Annotated in this window: 19 protein-coding genes and 1 tRNA gene; 15 read left to right on the top strand and 5 right to left on the bottom strand. The window is 65.3% G+C overall.

Translation table 11 applies throughout. The features are described from left to right. The first annotated feature begins 3 nt into the window (after positions 1-3). The 3 genes from Q0O97_RS04780 to trpE all read left to right on the top strand — a co-directional run bounded on the left by Q0O97_RS04780 (position 4) and on the right by trpE (position 4768). A complete protein-coding gene (locus Q0O97_RS04780; protein WP_294925664.1) occupies positions 4-1179 on the top strand; it encodes an aminotransferase in 1176 nt (391 codons plus the stop codon). 98 nt (positions 1180-1277) lie between these two features. Then, the gene (locus tag Q0O97_RS04775) at positions 1278-3263 is read left to right on the top strand and encodes a peptidylprolyl isomerase (protein WP_294925662.1); all 1986 of its coding nucleotides are present in this window, start codon (positions 1278-1280) and stop codon (positions 3261-3263) included. 2 nt (positions 3264-3265) lie between these two features. Beyond that, a complete protein-coding gene (gene trpE / locus Q0O97_RS04770) occupies positions 3266-4768 on the top strand; it encodes an anthranilate synthase component I (protein WP_294925660.1) in 1503 nt (500 codons plus the stop codon). A 52-nt stretch (positions 4769-4820) separates the two neighbouring features. On the opposite strand, the gene Q0O97_RS04765 is transcribed toward trpE, so the two are convergent. The 4 genes from Q0O97_RS04765 to fabI all read right to left on the bottom strand — a co-directional run bounded on the left by Q0O97_RS04765 (position 4821) and on the right by fabI (position 7587). Beyond that, complete coding sequence (locus Q0O97_RS04765) at positions 4821-5498, bottom strand: alpha/beta hydrolase (protein ID WP_294925658.1); 678 nt, start codon at positions 5496-5498, stop codon at positions 4821-4823. A gap of 106 nt (positions 5499-5604) precedes the next feature. Beyond that, entirely contained in the window at positions 5605-6102 is a 498-nt protein-coding gene (gene gpt, locus Q0O97_RS04760; protein WP_294925655.1) for a xanthine phosphoribosyltransferase, read from the bottom strand. A 14-nt stretch (positions 6103-6116) separates the two neighbouring features. Further along, positions 6117-6719, bottom strand: coding sequence for a LysE family translocator (locus Q0O97_RS04755; RefSeq protein ID WP_294925653.1), 603 nt, complete (start codon positions 6717-6719; stop codon positions 6117-6119). A 40-nt stretch (positions 6720-6759) separates the two neighbouring features. Further along, complete coding sequence (fabI, locus tag Q0O97_RS04750) at positions 6760-7587, bottom strand: enoyl-ACP reductase FabI (protein WP_294925650.1); 828 nt, start codon at positions 7585-7587, stop codon at positions 6760-6762. An 84-nt stretch (positions 7588-7671) separates the two neighbouring features. On the opposite strand from fabI, the gene pdxH reads away from it, so the two are divergent. The 7 genes from pdxH to Q0O97_RS04715 all read left to right on the top strand — a co-directional run bounded on the left by pdxH (position 7672) and on the right by Q0O97_RS04715 (position 12501). Then, the gene (gene pdxH, locus Q0O97_RS04745; RefSeq protein ID WP_294925647.1) at positions 7672-8334 is read left to right on the top strand and encodes a pyridoxamine 5'-phosphate oxidase; all 663 of its coding nucleotides are present in this window, start codon (positions 7672-7674) and stop codon (positions 8332-8334) included. A gap of 150 nt (positions 8335-8484) precedes the next feature. After that, entirely contained in the window at positions 8485-9084 is a 600-nt protein-coding gene (locus Q0O97_RS04740) for a cold shock domain-containing protein (RefSeq protein WP_294925644.1), read from the top strand. Continuing rightward, entirely contained in the window at positions 9081-9569 is a 489-nt protein-coding gene (locus Q0O97_RS04735) for a DUF192 domain-containing protein (protein ID WP_294925642.1), read from the top strand. Before Q0O97_RS04740 ends, Q0O97_RS04735 begins: the two co-directional genes overlap by 4 nt. A gap of 60 nt (positions 9570-9629) precedes the next feature. Further along, a tRNA-Pro gene (locus tag Q0O97_RS04730) sits at positions 9630-9706 on the top strand. Between the two features lie 323 nt (positions 9707-10029). Continuing rightward, entirely contained in the window at positions 10030-10500 is a 471-nt protein-coding gene (locus Q0O97_RS04725; RefSeq protein ID WP_294925639.1) for a molybdopterin-dependent oxidoreductase, read from the top strand. After that, a complete protein-coding gene (locus Q0O97_RS04720) occupies positions 10500-11921 on the top strand; it encodes a HAMP domain-containing sensor histidine kinase (RefSeq protein ID WP_294925637.1) in 1422 nt (473 codons plus the stop codon). The genes Q0O97_RS04725 and Q0O97_RS04720 overlap by 1 nt, the downstream gene beginning before the upstream one ends. Beyond that, a complete protein-coding gene (locus tag Q0O97_RS04715) occupies positions 11878-12501 on the top strand; it encodes a response regulator transcription factor (RefSeq protein ID WP_294925634.1) in 624 nt (207 codons plus the stop codon). The genes Q0O97_RS04720 and Q0O97_RS04715 overlap by 44 nt, the downstream gene beginning before the upstream one ends. Before the next feature lie 88 nt (positions 12502-12589). Here Q0O97_RS04715 and ggt read toward each other — a convergent pair whose 3' ends face one another. Beyond that, positions 12590-14326, bottom strand: a complete 1737-nt coding sequence (gene ggt, locus Q0O97_RS04710; RefSeq protein WP_294925631.1) for a gamma-glutamyltransferase — start codon at positions 14324-14326, stop codon at positions 12590-12592. A 329-nt stretch (positions 14327-14655) separates the two neighbouring features. Here ggt and Q0O97_RS04705 point away from each other — a divergent pair, with 329 nt between their 5' ends. From Q0O97_RS04705 to Q0O97_RS04685, 5 genes are all read left to right on the top strand, one after another. Continuing rightward, on the top strand, positions 14656-15984 hold the full coding sequence (locus Q0O97_RS04705) for a site-specific integrase (protein WP_294925628.1): 1329 nt from the start codon (positions 14656-14658) through the stop codon (positions 15982-15984). Beyond that, entirely contained in the window at positions 15981-16598 is a 618-nt protein-coding gene (locus tag Q0O97_RS04700) for a hypothetical protein (protein WP_294925626.1), read from the top strand. Before Q0O97_RS04705 ends, Q0O97_RS04700 begins: the two co-directional genes overlap by 4 nt. A 104-nt stretch (positions 16599-16702) precedes the next feature. Further along, on the top strand, positions 16703-16933 hold the full coding sequence (locus Q0O97_RS04695; protein ID WP_294925623.1) for a helix-turn-helix domain-containing protein: 231 nt from the start codon (positions 16703-16705) through the stop codon (positions 16931-16933). A gap of 12 nt (positions 16934-16945) precedes the next feature. Beyond that, positions 16946-17521, top strand: coding sequence for a hypothetical protein (locus Q0O97_RS04690; protein ID WP_294925620.1), 576 nt, complete (start codon positions 16946-16948; stop codon positions 17519-17521). 101 nt (positions 17522-17622) lie between these two features. Then, the coding region (locus Q0O97_RS04685; RefSeq protein ID WP_294925617.1) for a bifunctional DNA primase/polymerase at positions 17623-18676 on the top strand (1054 nt) is incomplete at its 3' end.

Raw genomic sequence — 18676 nt, 5'->3', positions numbered from 1 at the left:
CATATGCTGCCCCTGAACCCGACCTTCGCCCAGACCTTCCGCCCCCCGGTGATGGAGGCGCGGCGCTGGCTCGATGGTGTCGCCTTTCCGCCCGACCGTCCGCTGATCAACGTCAGCCAGGCCGCGCCGCTGGAGCCGCCGCCCGAGGGGCTGCGCCGCGCCATCGCCCAGGCTGCGCTGGAACTGCCGCAGGCGCATCTTTACGGTCCCGTCCTTGGCAACCCCGACCTGCGCGAGGCAGTCGCCGCCGAATGGACCGCCGCTTATGGGGCGGACGTCCAGCCCGCCCAGGTCGCGATCACGCAGGGCTGCAACCAGGCGTTCTGCGCCGCGCTGGCCTCGCTTGCCGGGCAGGGGGATGAGGTCGTCATCCCGGTGCCGTGGTATTTCAACCACAAGATGTGGCTGGACATGCAGGGCGTCCGCGCGGTGCCCTTGCCCTGCGGTCCCGGCATGATCCCCGACGCCGATCACGCCGCCCGGCTGATCGGCCCGCGCACCCGCGCCATCGTGCTGGTCAGCCCCAACAACCCCTCGGGGGCGGAATATCCCGCCGCGACGCTGCGCGCCTTTTTCGAACTGGCCCGCGACAGGAAGATCGCGCTGGTCGTGGACGAAACCTATCGCGATTTCGACAGCCGCGAAGGCGCGCCGCACGACCTTTTCGGCGATCCCGATTGGGGCGATGTGCTGATCCAGCTTTATTCCTTCTCGAAGGCCTATCGCCTGACCGGCCACCGCGTCGGCGCCATCGTCGCCAGCACCGCGCGCATGGTGCAGCTTGAGAAGTTCCTGGACACCGTCGCGATCTCGACCGGCCAGCTTGGCCAGATCGGCGCGGCATGGGGCATGGCCAACCTGCGCGGCTGGCTTGCGGGCGAACGGGCCGAGGTCCTGCGCCGCCGCGATGCGATGGCGGCGGGCATGGCCAGGCTGGAGGGCTGGCAGGTCAAGGGCTGCGGCGCCTATTTCGCCTGGGCGCGCCACCCCTGGGGGCTGTCCTCGGCCGAACTGGCGCAGCGGCTGGTGCGCGAGGCGGGCGTGCTGCTTCTGCCCGGCACGATGTTCATGCCAGAAGGCGACCCGACGGGGCATCAGCATGTTCGGATCGCCTTTGCCAATGTCGATGCCGATGCTATCGCGGAATTGATGTCCCGCCTTGCCGCCTTCCGCCCCTGATCGCCTCTTGTCGTTCGGTGGAATGCCGCGTTTCGCTTGCTCAACCCGAAGCGGCATCCTAAAGACGGCGCAACGAACAAGGAAAGCGGGACAAGACCATGAGCAAGGCCAAGTCGAAAGGCAAATCGACCATCGTCTGGGTGCTGATGGGGTTGCTCGTGCTTGGCCTTGGGGGCTTCGGGATCGAGAACTTCTCGGGCGGCGGTTCCAACGTGGGGCAGGTGGGCGAGGTTCGGATCACCGCCGACGACTATTCCCGCGCCGTGGACGGCGAGATGCGCGCCTTTGCCGCGCAGACCGGCCGCATGATGACCGGGGCCGAGGCGCAGGCGGTCGGCATCCCCGACAACGTGCTGCGCCGCCTTTTCCTGGCCGCCGCGCTGGAAGAACAGGCCCGCAGGCTGGGCGTCTCGATCGGCGACCAGGCGGTGGCGGACCAGATCCTTGCCGCCCCGGCCTTTCGCGGCATCGGCGGCAATTTCGATTCGGCGGTCTATGCCAATGTGCTGCGCCAGGAAGGGCTGAGCGTCGCGCAGTTCGAACAGCAGATTCGCATGGACGAGGCGCGGGCGATGATCCAGCGCGCCGTCGCCAGCGGGGCCAATGCGGGCGATGCGATGGTGGACCGCTGGACCACCTGGCTGCTGGAAACCCGCGACATCCGCTGGCACGAACTGACCGCCGGCGACCTGCCCAACCCGGTCGAGGAACCCGACGATTCGGCGCTGGAGGCATGGCATCAGGCCAATGCCGACCGCTTCACCGCGCCCGAGATGCGCCGGATCACCTATGCCTGGATCAACCCCGACATGATCGAGGGCAGCGTCGAGCTGGACGAGGAAACGCTGCGCGCCACATACGAACGCCGCATCGACGAGTTCCAGCGCCCCGAGCGGCGCATGGTCGAACGCATCGTCTTTGAAAGCGAGGACGCCGCCCTGGCCGGCAAGGCCCGCGTCGAGGCGCGCGAGCTTTCCTTCGAGGAACTGGGCGCCGAACGCGGCCTGTCGCTGGCCGATATCGACCTGGGCGAGGCGACCCGCGAATCCCTTGGCGCCGCGGGGGATGAGGTCTTTGCCCTTGAACAACCCGGCATTATCGGACCGCTGCCCAGCAATTTCGGCCCCGCGCTCTATTCCATGAACGCGATCCTCGAGCCCGTGGACATCCCTTTTGATCAGGCCATCCCCGAATTGCGCGGCGAGGCGGGCCTGGACCGCGCGCGCCGCCTGATCGAGGATCTGGGCATGCAGCTTGACGACCTGCTGGCAGGCGGCGCGACGCTTGAGGAACTGGCCGCCGAGACCGACATGGAACTGGGCCGGATCGACTGGGACGCCTCGATGACGCCGGAACATGGCAGCATCGCGGGCTACCCCGCCTTCCGCGAGGCCGCCGCCGCGGTGAGCGAACAGGACTTTCCCGAGGTGCGCGAACTGGACGACGGGGGCCTTTTCATCCTGCAACTGGACGAGATCGTGCCGCCCAGCCTGATCCCGCTGGACGAGGTTCGCGACCGCGTGGCCGAGGACTGGAAGGCCAGCGAAACCCATCGCCGCCTGCTGGCCCTTGCCGATGAGCTGAAGGTGAATGCCGTCGCCCGCTCGATCGGCGGCGCGGCCCGTGACGAACAGGGCGAGGCGGCCCCGGCCCCGGATGCGATCCAGCCCAATCCCGCGCCGGTGCCCGGCGCCGCGCAGATCGTCGCGCCGCTTGCATCGGGCGCGCCCCTTGTGCTGGCCGCCCCCGAGATCGAGGACTGGCACGAGGTCGCCGCCCTGTCCCGCAGCGGCTTTGTCGAGGGCGCGCCTGCCGCGCTGGTCTCGGGCGCGTTCGAGCTGTCCGAACCGGGCGAGGCCGAGGTGGTCGATGCCGACCGCCGCGTCTTTCTTGTCGCGCTGGACCGCATCAACCCGGTCGACCTGACCACGGACGAGGCCGAGCAGGTGCGCGACGCGGTCTCGCGCCAACTGTCCGACGGGCTGCAATCGGACCTGTTTGAATATTATACGCGCGCCATTCAGACCCGGCTGAACCCGACGGTGAACCAGGCCGCCGTGGATGCCGTCAAATCCCGGATGTGATCATGGACCTTTCGCCCGGTTTTGCCGATTTCGAACGTGGCTGGGCCAGCGGTCTGAACCAGCTTGTGACTGTCCGCCTTGCCGCCGACCTGGATACGCCGGTCAGCCTGATGCTGAAACTGGCCGAGGCCGCGCCGCTCAGCTTCATGCTGGAAAGCGTCACCGGGGGCGAGTTGCGCGGGCGCTATTCCTTCGTGGGGATGAAGCCGGACCTGATCTGGGAATGCCGCGACGGCGCTGCGCGGGTGAACCGCCACGCGCGCTATTCGCCGGAATTCGTGCCCGACGACCGCCCCGCGCTGGACAGCCTGCGCGCCCTGATCGCCGAAAGCCGGATCGAGATGCCCGAGGACGTCCCGCCCGGCGCCGCCGGTCTGTTCGGCTATCTGGGCTATGACATGATCCGGCTGGTCGAGCATCTGCCCGACGTCAATCCCGATCCGCTGGGCCTGCCCGACGCGATGCTGCTGCGGCCTTCGGTCGTGGCGGTGCTGGACGGGGTGAAGGGCGAGGTCACGCTTTGCGCCCCCGCCTGGCACGACCCGGACCTGCCCGCCCGTGCCGCCTATGCCCAAGCCGCCGAGCGGGTGATGGAGGCGCTGCGCGCGCTGGACCGCCAGCCGCAGGAGCCGCGCACCCTTGGGCCCGACATGCGGGTGGGCGAGCCGCGCTCGAACTTCACGCGCGAGGGCTATCTGGCCGCCGTCGAGCGCGCGCGCGAATACATCCGCGCGGGCGACATCTTCCAGGTTGTCCCCAGCCAGCGTTGGGCGATGGATTTCCCGCTGCCGCCCTTCGCGCTCTATCGCAGCCTGCGGCGCACGAATCCCTCGCCCTTCATGTTCTTCCTGAATATGGACGGTTTCCAGATCGTCGGCGCCAGCCCCGAGATCCTCGTCCGCCTGCGCGACGGCGAGGTCACCGTCCGCCCCATCGCCGGGACCCGCAAGCGCGGCGCCGATGCCGAAGAGGACCGCGCGCTCGAGGCGGACCTCTTGGCCGACGAAAAGGAACTGGCCGAGCATCTGATGCTGCTGGACCTGGGCCGCAACGACGTGGGCCGCGTCGCGAAGATCGGCACCGTCCGCCCGACCGAGCAGTTCATCGTCGAGCGCTACAGCCACGTCATGCATATCGTCTCGAACGTGGTCGGCGAATTGCGCGAGGGCGAGGATGCGCTGTCCGCCCTGCTGGCCGGGATGCCTGCCGGCACCGTGTCGGGCGCGCCCAAGGTCCGCGCCATGCAGATCATCGACGAGCTTGAGCCTGAAAAGCGCGGCGTCTACGCTGGTGCGGTCGGCTATTTTGCCGCCAATGGCGAGATGGACATGTGCATCGCCCTGCGCACGGCGGTTCTCAAGGACGGCCAGCTTTACATCCAGGCGGGCGGCGGCGTCGTCTACGACAGCGACCCCGATGCCGAGTTCGAGGAAACCGTGAACAAAAGCCGCGCGCTCCGCCGCGCCGCCGAGGAAGCGGCGCGGTTCGTCAGGGGGAATGGGTAGGGGCGGGCGTCCGGTGCGCGGGTGGCGTGGATGTTTGTCGGGTGGAAAGATCTCAGCCGGTCAGAAAATCGCGCAGCGGGGCCGACAACGCCGCAGGTGCCTCGATCGGGATCATGTGCCCTGCCTCCACGACCTCAATCCGTGAGTTCGGGATTGCCGCATGCATTTCCGCGGATTCATCCAGAGACCGCAGCCGGTCCTTGCTGCCTGCGACGATCAGCGTCGGACAGGTGATGGCAGGCAGATCCTTCAGGTCGCCGTCGCGCCTGAACAGGGCTTGGCGGCGAAAGACCTCTACCCCCAATCGTATGCCCATCGCCTGTATCCTGTCGATGATGACTGCCTCGTCCCGATGATCCGGGGCCAGCGAGCGGCGTATGGACGCCTTGCTCAGCCCCCGGAACGTGGAAAGGCCCGCTGCGGCAACCGTAGCTTTCCTTTGTGCCTGAACCGTGCCATCGCCCCGCGCCGAAGTCGCGATCAACACGAGTTTCGACACGCGCTCAGGCGCTTTGCGTTGCACCTCGCGCGCGACATAGCCGCCCATCGAAAAGCCGATGATCGTAAACGCACCGGGCGCGGCGGCAAGGGTTTGGGCGGCCATCTCTTCAATGGAGCCGGCATGCGCCGGATCGGCATGAATGATGGGGCCGAAAGGTTCGAGATCATGGGAAATGTCGGACCAGAGGTCTACGTCCAGCATGAAACCGGGTATGAGGACAATCGCCATTCAGAACCTTTGACAGCTTCATATGCAGGCATGTTTGCGTGGCAAGGGGATCGCCGGCGATGACGGGGACAAGGGCTTACCGCTCGGTCTGCCGGCGGGCCCGCCCTCAATCCTCGCCGCGATAGGGCTGGACGTATTGCAGGGCCATGTCCCAGGGGAAGAAGATCCAGGTGTCCTGGCTCACCTCGGTCACATAGGTCTGGACCATCGGGCGGCCCTTGGGCTTGGCGTAGACGGTGGCGAAATGGGCCTTGGGATACATCTTGCGCACATGCTCCAGCGTGCGGCCCGAATCGACCAGATCGTCGATGACCAGAATGCCGTCCCCGTCCTGCATCACGGCGGGGTCGGGGGCTTTCAGGACGTTCACGTCGCCCCGTTCCTGCCCGCCCTTGCCGTGGTAGGACTTGACCGAGATCGTGTCGATCACGCGGATGTCCAGCTCGCGTGCGACGATCATCGCCGGGGCCAGCCCGCCGCGCGTGATCGCCAGAATGGCGCGCCATTGGCGATCCTCCAGCCGCCATGCAAGCGCGCGGGAATCGCGATGGATCTGGTCCCAGCTTATGTGAAAGCCGCGCTCATGGGGCAGGGGGTCGATCATCGAAGGGGGTCCTTTCAGTGGTTGAGGATCAGGATCACACCAAGCGCCGCCATCGCCGCAGCGGCCGCCCGGTCGATCCAGAATCTGGCCGAGAAATAGCGCAGCCGCATTGCCGCTGTCGACATGCCAATTGCGACCAGCCCATACCAGAAGACTTCGGTCGCAAGACAAAGGCCGAAGACCGCCGCCTGCTGGACGTGGCCAAGGGGGTTGGGAAAGACCGACAGGATCAGCGTGGCGTAGAACAGCGCGGGCTTGGGGTTCGACAGGTTCAGCGCGATGCCGCCCAGAAAGCCCCGGCGCACGCCGCCCGCAGGCGCAGGCAGGGGCTGCGTCGAGGCGCGCCACAGCGCCCATGCGAACCACAGCAGATAGAACCCGCCAAACACCTTCAGCGACGCAAACAGCAGCGGGTTCAGCCGAAAGACCACCGCAAGCCCCGCCAGCGCCATCAGGCACCACAGCGAGGCGCCCAGGGCCAGCCCCATCGCATAGGGCAGGGCATGGGCGCGGCCCCGCTGAAAGGCCGCCTGAACGGTTGCGATGATCGCGGGACCGGGCGTCAGGATCGCCAGTGAAAGCGCGCCGAACAGCGTCAGGACCTGTTCGGCGCTCATCCGCCTTGCCTCGGTGCATCGGGGCGGCGGCCCACGGGGGTCAGTCTTTCTTCACCGTCTCGATATCCGGCGCATCGACCGCCTTCATGCCGACGACATGATAGCCCGCATCGACGTGATGGGTCTCGCCCGTGACGCCGGAACCCAGATCGGACAGCAGGTAAAGCGCGGACCGCCCGACCTCTTCCTGACTGACGTTGCGTCGCAGGGGCGAGTTCAGCTCGTTCCATTTCAGGATATAGCGGAAATCGCCGATGCCGCTGGCCGCCAGCGTCTTGATCGGCCCGGCGCTGATCGCATTGACGCGGATGCCGTCCTTGCCGAAATCCTCGGCCAGATAGCGCACGGACGCCTCGAGCGCGGCCTTGGCGACGCCCATGACGTTGTAATGGGGCATCACGCGCTCGGCCCCGTAATAGGTCATGGTCAGCATACTGCCGCCGTCGGTCATCATCGCAGCGGCCCGGCGCGCGACGGCGGTAAAGGAAAAGACGGAGATGTCCATCGTCATCAGGAAGTTGTCGCGCGTCGTATCGGCATAGCGGCCGCGCAACTGCTCCTTGTCGGAAAAGCCGATGGCGTGGACCACGAAGTCCAGCTTGTCCCAACGCTGGCCCAGTTCGGTGAACAGCCTGTCGATCGAGCCTTCGTCGGCGACGTCGCATTCCAGCACGAAATCCGAACCGATCTGTGCGGCCAGCGGATCGACGCGCCGTTTCAGCGCCTCTCCGTGGTAGGAGAAGGCCAGTTCGGCGCCTGCGCCGGCAAGGGCTTTGGCGATACCCCAGGCGATGGACTTGTCGTTCGCCAGCCCCATGATCAGGCCGCGTTTACCCTTCATCAATTCCAGGCCGCCATTGCTTGACATATCCTTGCCTCTCGCGGTTTTTACCCATGAGGTCATGGATTAGGCCAAGTGCCGCGGGGCATCAAGGTCAGGAGCGACGAAGAAATGAATGAGCGTGACGGAATTTTCGCAGGCGACGATCCATTCGAGATCGCGCGCCGCTGGCTTGCCGAGGCGGAATCGGCCGAGCCGAACGACCCCAACGCCGTTGCCCTGGCAACCGTCGATGCGCAGGGCCTGCCCGATGTGCGGGTTGTCCTGCTCAAGGAAATCGAAGGGCAGGACGAGGACGGCACCTTCGTTTTCTATACGAATTACGAAAGCGCCAAGGGGCGGCAGATCGAGGATACCGGCACCGCCGCCTTCGTCATGCATTGGAAAAGCCTGCGCCGGCAGATTCGGGTTCGCGGCGACGTGACCCGCGCGCCGTCGGCGCAGTCTGACGCCTATTACGACTCGCGCCCGCTGGATTCGCGCATCGGGGCCTGGGCTTCGGCGCAAAGCCGCCTGTTGGACAGCCGCGATACGCTGATCTCTGCCGTCGAAGAAGGCAAACGCAGCCTTGGATCGCATCCCGCGCGCCCCGCCTGCTGGGGCGGCTACCGCATCCGCCCGCGCGAGATCGAGTTCTGGGCCGACGGCGCTTTCCGCCTGCATGATCGTTTCAAATGGGTGCGGCGGAAAATCGACAGGCCGGACAACGGCTTGCCGCAGGGGTGGACGGAATCTCGGTCGGGAACGTGGCGAATTGCGCGTCTTGCCCCTTGATTCCCGGCCCTGATAAATTCATGGTAAGGACAACCTGACCATGAAGGCTCGGTTTACGCTCATATCCACATTTGTGATTGAGAGTTTGATGGGGCTGTGGTCCCTTAGATCGACCTTTGCCGCCGGACCAAGAAAGGCAACGCGAGAACTATGAACGAATCCGAAGGCCAGAAACGCCCTGTTTCAGGCGTGATAAAGTGGTTCGACGCCGCGCGGGGATTCGGATTCCTCGCGGTGGACGACGGCAGTTCGGATGTGCTGCTGCATGCCAACGTGCTGCGCAATTTCGGGCAAAGCTCGGTCGCCGACGGCGCGCGGGTCGAGGTGATCGCGCAAAACACCTCGCGCGGGATGCAGGCGGTCGAGGTGCTGTCGATCGAGCCGCCCGCCGCCCCCGGCGCGGCGCCGCCCATCGCGGACCTGGACGGCACCGCCCCCGAGGACCTTGAGCGGCTGCCCCTGCTGCCTGCCCGCGTCAAATGGTTCGACAAGGCCAAGGGCTTTGGTTTTGCCAATATCTTTTCGCAAAAGGGCGATGTCTTCCTGCATATCGAGGTCCTGCGCCATTGCGGTTTCGCCGACCTGACCGTGGGTGAGGCGATCGCCCTGCGCGTGGTCGAAGGGCGCCGCGGCCTGATGGCCGCGCAGGTCATCGCATGGGACCGGGTGACGGGCGGGGACGAGGCGGATTCGGACCCCTCGGGCGAATCCCATACGCACAAGCCCCGGCTGGTCGTCGGGGGCGCATGAGGACGCTTGCCACGGCGCTGATGATGGCTTTCCCGGCCCTGCCTGCGTTGGCCGGTGTCGCCTGCGAAGCCGATAAGGCCGTTTTCCTGACCGACAACGATCCGGTGACGATCCGGGTCGAGCTGGCCGACACCCCGCAGGCCCGTGCGCAGGGCCTGATGTTCCGTCGGGAACTGCCGCGGGGCGAAGGCATGCTGTTTGTCTACGAACAGCCCGGCCCGGTCAGTTTCTGGATGCGCAACACCTTGATTCCACTGGACATGATCTTCCTGGACGCGCAGGGGGTCATTCGCCATATCCACCCGATGGCCCAACCGCTGGACGAGACCCCGATCCCCGGCGCGCGCCCCGGCGATCCCGATCCCGCACGACTGATGGTCGTCGAGATCGCGGGGGGCGAGGCCGCCCGCCTTGGCCTGAAGCCCGGCGCGGCGATGGCCCATCCCCGCGTTCCGCAAGACCGCGCCGCAGCGCCCTGCGACTAGGACCTGCACAGGCTTTTTCGGCTTTCATCCCCGTCCCTTTGCGGCTAAGACCATGCCGTTCGGGGCGTAGCGCAGCCTGGTAGCGCGACGGTTTTGGGTACCGTAGGCCGGAGGTTCGAATCCTCTCGCCCCGACCACCATCTCGGGGTGCCTGCCGCGTCGTCCCCTTCTCCCTAAACCCACCGTTTCATTTCATTCCCCGATTTTGGGGAATGGCGCCCCTCGGCGGAAACATGCCAATGTATAGGTATGTCCATCGGGGTCCGCAGCTTTGCGAATTCCTCGCTCCTGGGGGCATATCTGTCTGTTAACGAGTGCGTTGTTTGAATCGCAAGCGATGAAACGATATGCGCGGACTGGACGCCGGTTCGCGCATATCATATTTTTTCACGGTCCCGCGCCGAAGAAGGTCCACATGTCCCGCCCGCCAAAGCCGACCGTCAGCAGAAGGGCCGTTGTCATGGCCGGGGCCGCCGCCGCCCTGCTGCCCGCCTTGCCGGTCCTTGCCCGATCGCGGCCCATGCTGACGATCAAAGAGCCTTCCGGCACCGTCAGGGAACTGACGACCGAGGATATCGAAGCCCTGCCCTGGCAACGGATCGACACGCATACGCGCTGGACCGAAGGTGTCCAGAGTTTTCGCGGACCCTATCTGACCGACGTTCTGACCAGCGGCGGCATGTCCCGGGCCGATTTCGCCGGGCACAACCTGCTGATGCGGGCGCTCAACGATTTCGGGATGGTCATGCCCGCCGACGATGCCTGGAACTTCCAGCCCATCCTTGCCTGCGAGATGAACGGCAAGCGGATGCGGGTGCGCGACAAGGGGCCGATCTGGCTGGTCTTTCCGCGCGATCAGCGGATCGAGTTGCAAAACTCTTCGATGGATGCACGCTGGATCTGGCAACTGTTCGAAATCGACGTCGTCTGATGCCGCTGAAAGGCTCTTACCTTGCGCTTGCGACCTTCGCGAGCTTCATCGTCCTGTTCGCCTACTCGCTGATCCAGCTTGTCAATATCGACCGGGCCTTTCGCATGGATGCCGTCGAGACGAACCTCTGGGTCGCCACGCAGGCGGATCGCGAGGCGCAGAACCTGCTGCTGACCCTCTATCGCGTCAGCCTTGACCGCAATATCGACGATGTCCTGCTACGTTTCGACATCCTCTATAGCCGCGTCGGGCTGATGATGGACCAGCCGCAGGCGGAATATTTCCAGTCGATCGGGGCGGGCGATCAGGTCAGGCAGGCGCAGGCCATGCTGGACGACCTGGACCAGACGATCCTAGCCGACAACCTGGACTTCGCGGAAATCGTGACCCTGATCCAGCCCACCATCGCGCTTTCCTCGGTCGTGCATGACATCGCGCTGGCCGCGATGCAGGACGGCCGCCTCGACCGGCACGACCGGCGCGAAGAGATGCTGCACGCCTTTCGCCTGCTGCTGCTGGCCGTGTTCGGCGTCTTTGCGATGGGCATGGTCATGGCGGGGCTTTTGTGGCGCAACATGCGCCGCGTGATGCGCACGCAAGAGGAATTGACCCTGCACCGCGCCCAGCTTGAGGAAACCGTGGCCGCGCGCACCAGCGAATTGCGCGACCTGCTGGAGGCCGAGCGCCGCAGCAAGGAAGTCTACCGCAGTTTCATCGTCACCGTCTCGCATCAGTTCCGCACGCCGGTCTCGATCATCCACATGATCGCGCAGCGGCAATTGCGCAACAACGCGGCCAGCCTGCCCGAGGGGCTTCAGCCCAAGTTCAGCCGCATCCTGGATGCCGCGCAGCGGTTGGAACGGCTGCTGAGCGGCTTTCTTCATTCCGTCAGCAGCGAGGGGCAGGCCATCACCCTGTCGCGCCGCACCGTGGATTTCAACCAGATCGCCGAAACCGCCGCCGCGCAGACGCAAGAGGCGGATCCGGGGCGAATTCTGGATATCTGCCTGTCCGAAACGCCGCTGCCCGTCGACGGCGATCCGGTGCTGCTGGAACAGGTGGTGCTGAACCTTCTGTCCAATGCGATGAAATATTCCCATGCCCCCGCCCCTGTCCTGCTGGAAACATGGCGGGAAGGCACGCGCGTCCTCTGCCGCGTCGGCGATCAGGGGCTGGGCATCCCCGAAAGCGCACAAGCTGCTGTTTTCGACAGGTTCTATCGCGCGCCAAATGCCCATACATTGCCGGGTGTCGGAGTCGGGTTAAGTCTGGCCCGCGACATCGTTTCGCTGCATGATGGCGAGATCACGTTCACTTCGCATATGGGTGAGGGGACCATGTTCATCGTCGCTTTGCCCGCCCTGGGGGACAATACGGATGAGCGCGCGGATAACGGGGACGATCCTTTGCGTCGAGGATGAGCGTTTCCTGCTGGAAGAGCTGGAAGAGGAACTGACCGCGCGCGGCCACAAGGTTCTGACCGCGCAAAGCAGCGCCGAGGCCGAGGCCATCCTGTCCCGACATTGCCCCGATATCGTGCTTTGCGACGTCATGCTGCCCGACCGCAACGGCTTTGAACTGCTGGAGGGGTTGCGCGGATCGGACAGGCTGGCCGAAACGACCGCCTTCATCTTCCTGACTGCCCTGTCCTCGCGTGAGCCGCAGTTGAAGGGGCTGCGCGCCGGGGCTATCGACTACCTGACCAAGCCCATCGACCTGGACCTGCTGCATCTGAAGATCGAGAATACGCTGGCCTTCACCCATCGCCTGCGCGGCGGGCCGGTCCCCGCGGGCGAGGCGCCCGATGTCCATCTTTCACGCCGCGAAAAGCAGGTCCTGTCGCTGCTGGGGCAGGGCGAACGCACCGGCTCGATCGCCTTGGCGCTGGAAATTTCCGAACATACGGTCAGCCATTACATCAAGGAACTCTACCGCAAGCTGGGCATCAACAACCGCGCCGAAGCGGCGCGGGTGGCCATTCTGCTGCGGCTTGCCGCATAGCGGCAAGAGGTCCGGCCCGGCGACCGCACCGCTTGGGCGGGCGTTGCAGGCGGCGCCCGGCCAGCCGCGGGCGCCGCGCTTTGCGGGTTCAGTAACCCACCGTCGCAGCACCCGCCCGCCGGGGGTCCGAGGCGCCCAGCAGGACGCCGCTTTCCGGGTCGCGCATGACCGATTGGGTCGAACCCATGACCTCTTCCAGTGACAGCCGGTGCCCCTTGGCCTGAAGCGCGCGCTGCGTGTCAAGGCTGATGCCCTGTTCGATGCGCAGCTCATCGGGCAGCCATTGGTGATGGATGCGCGGGGCATGGCTGGCCTCGGCCACGTTCATGCCGTGGTCGATCATGTTCATCACGACCTGCAAGACCGTGGTGATGATCCGCGCCCCGCCGGGCGAGCCGGTGACCAGCCAGATCTCGCCATCGCGCAGAACCAGCGTCGGCGTCATCGAGGACAGCGGGCGCTTGCCCGCCTCGACTGCATTGGCATCGCCGCCGATCAGCCCGTAGGCATTGGGCACGCCGGGCTTGGCGGAAAAGTCGTCCATCTCGTTGTTCATCAGCACGCCCGTGCCCTCGGCCACCAGCCCCGACCCATAGGAAAAGTTGATCGTGTAGGTGTTCGAGACCGCGTTCCCGTCCTTGTCGATGATCGAATAATGCGTCGTCTGGTCGGATTCGTAAGGCGCCAGATCGGCGGGGCGGATCAGTTCCGAAGGCGTCGCGAAGCCTGTGTTGATGCGGGCGCGCATCTCGGCGGCGTAATCCTTGCCGGTCAGCGCATCCACCGGCACATCGACGAAATCCGGGTCGCCCAGATATTCCGAGCGGTCGGCATAGGCGATCTTCATCGCCTCGGCCATCAGGTGGATCGTCTCGGACGAATTCTCGCCAAGCGCGCCGATGGGATAGCCCTCCAGCGCGTTCAGGATCTGGATCAGGTGGATGCCGCCCGAGGACGGCGGCGGCATCGAGACGATTTCATATCCGCGATAGGTGCCGCGCACCGGCTCGCGCGTGACGGCGCGGTAGTTCGCCAGGTCCTCGGTGGTCATGTCGCCGCCCGCCTCGGTGACGGCGCGGGCGATGGCCTCGGCCACCTCGCCGCGATAGAAACCGTCCGGGCCTTCCTCGGCGATCTTTCGCAGCGTATTGGCCAGATCGGCCTGAACCAGCGTGTCGCCGGGGCGATAGAACTCGCCCCCTTCCTTGTAGAAGATCCTGGCAGCCGAAGGATAATGTGTCAGCCGTTCCTGCATCGCCTCAAGGCTGTCGGCCAGGTCGGGGGTGACGGTGATGCCTTCCTCGGCCAAGCGGATCGCGGGGGCGACGATCTCGGCCCAGTCCATCGAGCCGTATTCGTCATGGACCAGCTTCATCCCCGCCACCGTCCCCGGCACGCCCGAGGCCGCGCCGGAATAGCGCGACAGCTCGCTGTCGGCATTGCCCTCGGCGTCAAGGAACATGTCGCGGGTCGCGCCCGCCGGGGCCATCTCGCGATAATCGATGGCGTGGGTTTCGCCACTTTCGGCGTCATGGACCAGCATGAAGCCGCCCCCGCCCAGATTGCCCGCGCGCGGCAGGGTCACGGCCAGCGCGAAGGCGACCGCGATGCCCGCATCGACGGCATTGCCGCCCTGGGCCAGGATATCGCGTCCGATCTCGGCCGCGAGTTGTTCCTGGGCCGACACCATGCCGTTCTCGGCCCAGACCGGATGAACGCGGTCCATGCCGGAATAGATCGCGGCCTCTTGCGCCGCGGCGGGCATGGACAGCGCCGCCAGCAAACCCGCCGCGCCGGACAGCCGGAATCGGGAAATCATCGTCATGGTCGTCCCCCTTTTTGAAAATGCACTGCAATATGGCCCAGCATGGCCAAGCCCAACCACAAGCGCAAGTTTTCCGGGATCGCGGGGGATGGAACTGGTGGAGCCGAGGTCCGCCACACTGATGTTTCCTATTATCGCAGGCGGCATCTTAAAACTCATTAATATTTATGTTTATCTGTAGTTTATACTCCGATACTGTCTCGTGCAGACTCTTGACCTCTCACCAGATCGCAGCATAATTGTGGGGCTGACTGTGGGGCTGGACCCTCAACCCCACAGCGCCCGCCCGCCGCGCCCGGCACGATGGCAAGCAAGGAAAAGGTGAGAGAATGGCCCGAACATTAAACCGGCTGACCGCCCGAACGGTCGAGACAGCGGCAGCAGGAAAGCACAGCGACGGCGGCGGGCTTTACCTGATCGTCGCACAGGACGGGCGGCGCAAGTGGTCGTTCATCTATACCAGCCCGGCAGGACGTCGCCGGGAAATGGGGCTTGGCGTTGCCGGTAAGGGCGGCGTTGCGCTGGTGGACGCCCGACAGCTGGCCGCTGCGGCGCGTGACCATCTGGCGCATGGTTTCGATCCAATCGACAAGCGTGACGCAGCGCGGGAAGCGCAGGCCGAAGCCGAACAGGAAAGAAAAAGGGTGAAGGCGGCAACCTTCGCGCTATGGGCGGAACGCTACATCGCGACGCATGAGCACGCTTGGCGCAACGCCAAGCATCGTTACCAGTGGCGGGCTACACTTCTCAAGGATGCCGCTGCGCTGGGCGACAAGCCCGTGGCACAGGTCACGCGGGCGGATGTTCTGGCGGTGCTGGAACCGATCTGGCGCAAGAAGCCCGAGACCGCGACCCGGCTGCGCGGGCGGATCGAAAGGGTGATGGATGCCGCCATTGCCGCAGGCGACCGCACAGACCCCAACCCGGCGATCTGGAAGGGAGGGCTTGAACCTTTGCTGGGGGCCATGCCCAAGGCCGCCCGTGTGATCCACCAGCGGGCGCTGTCGTGGAAGGATGTGCCTGCGTTCGTTCATGCCCTTCGGGCGCGGCAGGGCGACAGCGTCGCGGCGCTGGCGGCGGAATGGCTGGTGCTGACCGCCGCCCGCACCGGGGAAGTGATCGGGGCGACGTGGGGCGAGATCGAAATGCAGGCGGAAGGCGGGCCGGTCTGGCGGGTGCCCGCGTCGCGGATGAAGGCCGGGCGTGAACATGTCGTGCCGCTGGTGCCGCAGGCCATCACCCTTCTTGAAAGGGCCAAGCCGCTGACCGGAGGTGCAGCGGATGCGCCGATCTTTCCCGCCCCGCGCTGGAAGGGCGGTAAACCCGTGGGGTTATCAAACATGGCGATGCTGGTCCTGCTGGACCGCATGGGCTGGCGGGACCGGACGACCATGCACGGGCTTCGGTCGGCCTTCCGTGACTGGTGCGCGGAACAGACCAGTTTTCCCCGTGAGATTGCCGAGGCGGCGCTGGCCCATGTCAATGCCGACAAGGTGGAAGCGGCCTACCTGCGCACCGGCCACCTGACCAAGCGACGCAAGCTGATGCAGACATGGGCGGGGTGGATCGACAAGGGCGTTACCCGGCTGGACCGGGGCGACGCGGACGGTAGCGCGAACGTGGTGCCTATCGCCCCCCTATCAAGGGTGACGGGATGACGGGCGCAAAGAACAAGCTGGCCGCCGAAGATTGGCAGGGGATCATTGCCGCAATGAAGCGCGATCTTGCACACACGCCGTCCTGTTCGCTGGACTATGAACCCCGCCGGGCACTTCTGGCGCGTGTCATGGCTGCTGCCCCTGTCGGCAGAGGGAACCTTTCACGGGATTTGCGGGCGCAGCGGGCCGCACTGGCTGGCGCGGCGGACTGGGGCAAGCGGTTGGGGCTGTGGTCGGTGCAGGTTCTGGCAAACAATCTGCGCGGCGACGGGCTGGACCACCCGCCGGGGGAACAGAAACTAACCCGATGGATCAGAAACCGCTACGGCGGGCACGACGGGGGCGTTCCGTCACCGGATGAGGTTCAGGCGTTTCAGCGCGGACTTGGCGGGTTCGCCTTTCCTGAACAGCTAACGCTGGCGGCGGCACTGGCCCGCGACAACGCCGACAAGGCGGCAGAACTCGAACGTCTGTTTCGCGAAGCGGGCAAAACCCCGCCGGAATGGGCGGGTGAATATCTGTCACTGTGCGACCGCAACGGGCTTGTGGGATCGGCAGACGACGAACGGCGCAAGTTGATAAAGGTGCTACGCGCCATCTGGCTTACAGAATAGGCATTTCTGTAAGCATAGGATTCCATTGAAGCAAACGGGCTTGGACGCCACCTTTTCAGACAGATGCCGCGCAACCTGCGGCACACAGCCTGAAAGGACAGAACATGCAACACGCAACGCCCTTCACCCTTTTTCGTCTGCCGCAAGGGGTGCCCCCGCTGCCTGCCGACGCTGAACTGCTGACGGTCAAGGAACTGGCAGCGCGGCTGCGCGTCGCGCCCAGCACGATCTGGCGTTGGGCCAAGGATGGAAAAATCCAGCCCGTCCGTATCGCTGGTTCAACCCGCTGGCCCGTGTCGATCATTGACGACGCCCTTGCCGGGCGGCTGGCGTGAGGGGGTGGGGCAATGACTGTCCAAGTTCAATCACCGTCTTTAATCAACGACGACGTCGACGACAGCACTGAATCCCTGCTCGCAGCGCTGGAACGATCCACGGCACAGCGCAAGGAACAGGCGGAAAAGGAAGCGGCAGCCGCTAAACAGGAAAAGGCCAGACGCGAAGCTGACCGGGCAGCGGAACACGCGGCTTGGCTGCAATGGACCGCGTTGCGGGACGCCCGCGAACAAGCCGAAACTGCCGAGGCGCTGGCTGCGGCAAACCTCACAGCGGCAGCCAGCGCGATGGAAATCACAATGGCGAAGATACGGGCGGGCGTCGATCACTCGGTGGCCGACCAGACAGCCCATTACCTCGCCTTGTATGGGGTGAAGGCTGTGCAAGCGGCAGACAACCTGCGCCAGTCGGTGTTTCTCGCTCAAGACGGTGGCCGTGTGGGGATGCATTACGACCCGGAAGCGCGGAAGGCAGAGGCCAGAAGGGATGCCGAACAACTGACTGCGGCACTGTTTGCGCTCTTTCACCATTGGCGGATAGGACACGGTGTCTTGCTGGCGTTGCGCGAGACGCTCTTGCCTAAATGACCGAACGCCCCCGCCGCGGCAGCTGCGGGGGCGCTTCTTGTCTATCCCGACATATCAACCAGAAACAGCGCCCGGCGAGGCGCAAACGAAAGTTTACGTCTATGAACAACCATAGTTCAATCACCCCACAGGGGCAAGTGAATGCTGCCAAATCCCTGCGGGATCAGGCGCTTGAACTGGCGGCCAAGGGCTACGCTATGCTGCCCGCTACATTCAAAAAGGCACCCGCCGCCGACACCGGCGGTTGGAATAACGCCAGCAGCGACCCGCAGGCCGTTGCTTCAATGCAATGGGACGCCAATGCCGGGCGCATGGGCATCAGGCTGGGGGAATACCGGCTGTCGGATGGCCGGGTGGTGCATCTGTTCGGCTTCGATCTGGACCCACCCAAGCGCGTGACCATGAATGATGCGGATTGGGCCTCTCACCCTCTCGGGCAGGTTTTCTTTGGGCTGCTAGCAGAACTACGGGGGCGCTGCATTGTGGGGCGCACCCCACGCGGCTGGCGATTGTTCGTTCTCATGGACGGGGCGACTGTTCGTGCTACAGGATCAAAGGCGCTGGGCACCGATGACGGGGCGAAGCTGGAATTTCTGTCCAAAGGCGGTGCGCTGGTCGCGGGAACGATCTTCTATGATCGCGATGGAAAGGAAGTGCCGGAAACTTCGCCAGCCGCTGTGCAGCGAGGAACCTATCAGACGCTGGAAGGGGGCGATCTGCGCCTTGACCAGTTGGCCGTCGTGCCCGCGTCACGTCTGGAACGGTTACGGGCTGATTTTGCCGAGGCGAACAAGGCGAATAATCGGCCCGCCCAGCCTGCACAAATGGCACCAGCAACGCCGCCATCACCTTCTCTTGACGGGCAGGCGATGCCCACAGGAACCACGGGGCGGCCCGCTGACGGGCAAGTTGGGTTTTCTGGTGGTCAGCCCTTGGTCGGGCGGGGCGTGGCCCCTGCTGCGCCCGCGCAGAGTCCGCCAGCGCATATTGCCGGGGGTCCGCCCGTCCGCAACATGGCGGCGGTGCGGAAGTCAGACCCGGCAGAGGTCCGCGACGCAATGCTGCACAAGATCGCGGCGGACAAGGCGGCGGGCGAGGATACCGGCGACCGGGACTATTGGCTGAACACCGTCAAGCTGCCCTTGGCGGGCGACA

The organism is uncultured Paracoccus sp. (assembly GCF_945915435.1).
In the GTDB taxonomy this organism is placed as follows: Bacteria; Pseudomonadota; Alphaproteobacteria; order Rhodobacterales; family Rhodobacteraceae; genus Paracoccus.
The sequence above is the reverse complement of the archived record's forward strand: the minus strand, read 5'-3'. Positions and strand labels throughout refer to the sequence as shown.